Consider the following 2,950-nt stretch of genomic DNA (forward strand, 5'->3'; position numbering starts at 1 on the left):
CGTGCCGGCCCACAGCGACACGCCGCCCGCAGGATACGAACCACACCCGCCTATCCGCGCAATCTCTTAGTTCCGATACATAGTTGCGAGAAGCAGCCGGACCCCAAGAAGGCCGGAATTCCGCGACCTCCTCATGTGCTCGCCAAGGCAGCCATGAGACGTCTTGTAACCCATGGGATGCGAGGCAGCTATAGCTGATATGTAGTGGTCTCCTGTCAAGAGGCAGGGCGAGGCGCCCGTCCCTGACCATGGGGGCGGGCGCCTCTTGCTTCGTCCTGGAGGTGTCTGGTGAGCGTGTCTGTGATCGACGCGCGGTCAGGCTGATATGCGCGGGTTGGCTACCGCAGGACGGGGTGTTCGGCAGGAGCGGGACCGCGTGTCTAGGATCGGGCGTCGCCGGGCATGGCGCCCGGCTGCCCATAGCTATCTCGCGGGTCGCTCCACGCGCTGCCACCGGCCACGGCGTCAGGACGAAGCTGTCTATGGGCCTTATTCCTGCATCACGGCCAGCGACCAGCACCAGCCGGCCAGTTCCCGGGCGATGGCCACGTTGGCCACCGTGCCCCGCTTATTGCGCTGAAGGAATCGAACCCACCGGTCATGCAGGCGCCGGTTGCCAGCATCACCACGGAGCCTGGCCTCGGCGGGGGCCAAGTCCCACCGGTCCCGCATGGTCTTGCCGATCCGGTATTGGGGCCGGTGGTGCCAGGCGGCCTCGACCAGCAGGCGACGGGCATGGGTGTTACCGGCCTTGGTGATCGGCCCCTGGACCCGGGACGCCCCGGAGGAGTGCTCCGAGGGGACCAGCCCGACGAAGGAGCCTATGGTGTTGCCGGTGAACCGGTGCCAGTCCCCGATCTCCACCGCCAGGGCGAACCCGGTCAGGGGGGAGACCCCGCGCAGACACCCCAGCCTGTGCACCAGGTCCGTGAACTCCGAGTCCGCGGCCATGGTCCCGATGGCCGCGTCGAGCCGGTCTCGGCGGGCCAGGGTGGCCATCACGGTCTCGTAGTCTGACTCGAACGCCATCTGGGTCGGCCGCTGTGTCAACTGTGGCCGGGCATCGTTGACGAGCCAGGTGTGGTGGGTCCCGGTCCAGGCTTGGCCGCCGTTGTAGACCAGGCCCTGGCGCAGCAATAGTTTCGAGAGCCGGTGGCGGGCGCGCATGAGATCGCCCCGGCAGTCCTCCCGGGCCCGGACCAGGTCCCGGGCCGCTTCTTGGTCCGCGGACGGCACAGCCACCGAAACGACCTCGTCCAGGCGCAGCAGCCGGGCCAGGTGCACCGCGTCCTTCGCATCGGTCTTGACCCGGTCGCCGGCCGGCCGTTGAAGCTTGGACGGGGCCACGACCTCGCACCGGATTCCCGCTGCCGCCAGGGCCCGGTACAGGCCGAATCCGGTGGGGCCGGCTTCGTAGGCTACGGCCACCGGGCCGGGCAGGTCCTGGACCCAGGAGATGATGTGATCGTGTGACGGGGTAAGTCTGGTGTGGATGAGCTCTCCCGTGACGCCGTCGATCGCCGCTGCGGCGACGGATCGTGCGTGCACATCGAGCCCGACACTCGTACGCTCGGTAAACACCGGGGCCTCCCACAACTGTCGGCAAGGCCGGGCAAGGGGCTCCTTGTCCGGTAACCCACGAATCTTTGTGAGTGAGGCCCCGGCCCGCAACCCCTCCATGCCGGACGGGTCACTACATACCGTCTAGGGTTCCTCGTCGGGCAAGGCGTCCAGGGCGGCGGTGAGCTGGTCCTCGGCCGGAACCAGACTCCGGTCGACTGCTGGCAGCTGGTCGTAGGTGTAGGCGGAGACCGCCAGTGGTGACGTTGACCGACCCAGCGCGTATCGGACGGTGTGGTCGTTCTTGCTGCCGCAAATCAGGATCCCCACCGTTGGCGCGTGGGCCTCGCGTTTGAGCCGGTCATCGACCAGGGCGACGTAGAAGTTCAGCTTGCCGGCATACTCCGGTTGGAACTTGCCGGTCTTGAGCTCGATGACGAAGTAACGTAGCTGTTCGACGTGGAAGAACAACAGGTCGATGTAAAAGTCGTCCCCATCCACCTCGAGGTGCACCTGACGCCCCACGAACGCAAAGCCGTGCCCCAACTCCCGCAACGTCTCAGTGATCCGGTCCATCAGGGCCTGCTCCAGGTCCCGTTCAGCGACAGCTCCGGACAAGCCCAGGAACTCGAAGGAATAAGGATCCTTGGCGACCTGCTGCGCCAACTCCGAATCCGGGGCCGCCAGATGGGTGCCGAAGTTCGAGGGGGCGGTGCCGGAGCGCTCCAGGGACCGGTTCATGATCATGTTCATCAGCACGTTCCGGGACCACCCGTGCTCCACGGCAGCGGCGGCATATCGGTCCCGCGCCGATGCGGTGTTGAGCTTGTCCAGCAGGACCCGGACGTGGCCCCACGGCAAATGTCCCACAGGCTGTGGGACATTTGGGTCCCAGTCCGGCCAGGCCGCGGCGAAAGCCCGCATGTAGAACAGGTTGCTCCGGGAGAAGCCCTTCATCTGAGGGAACTCAGCCCGCAGGTCCTGGGCCAGTCGGCCAATGATCCCGCTGCCCCAGCCCTGGTGTTCTTGCCGGGCCAGGATGTCCCGTCCGATCCTCCAGTAGAGCCCGAGCAAGTCCGTGTTGACCCGGCGCAAAGTCTGTAGCCGGGCACCCTGGACGTGCTTCTTCAGTTCCCCCAAGAAGGCTGGATAGTCATCGGGCAGGGCGATCTCAGCGGGTTTGGTCACGGACCGCATCCTAGCGAGGAAGGCCAGAGCCTAACGGGTGAGCTCTCGCGTTAAACGATCCGGAACTACCTGCCAAAGCGCGCCTGTCCCAGATCGAGCCGTGACTGAGGATCCCCGGGCGGGCCCAGACTAGAGGGTCAAGTCCCTGGAAGTGGTGTAACGGTCTGATCCTTCGTTGTTGTTGTCAGGCGCTGAGTTCGAG

The 2,950-nt window shown here is 66.0% G+C and carries 2 protein-coding genes; both read right to left on the bottom strand.

Features of this window, described 5'->3' with window-relative positions:
* Positions 1 to 489: 489 nt before the first annotated feature.
* A complete protein-coding gene (locus ACFFIO_RS00795; RefSeq protein ID WP_159551475.1) occupies positions 490 to 1,581 on the bottom strand; it encodes an IS110 family RNA-guided transposase in 1,092 nt (363 codons plus the stop codon).
* 123 nt (positions 1,582 to 1,704) lie between these two features.
* A complete protein-coding gene (locus ACFFIO_RS00800; RefSeq protein WP_378039784.1) occupies positions 1,705 to 2,757 on the bottom strand; it encodes a PDDEXK nuclease domain-containing protein in 1,053 nt (350 codons plus the stop codon).
* Between the last annotated feature and the right edge of the window lie 193 nt (positions 2,758 to 2,950).

The organism is Citricoccus parietis, assembly GCF_042433045.1.
GTDB lineage: Bacteria > Actinomycetota > Actinomycetes > Actinomycetales > Micrococcaceae > Citricoccus > Citricoccus parietis.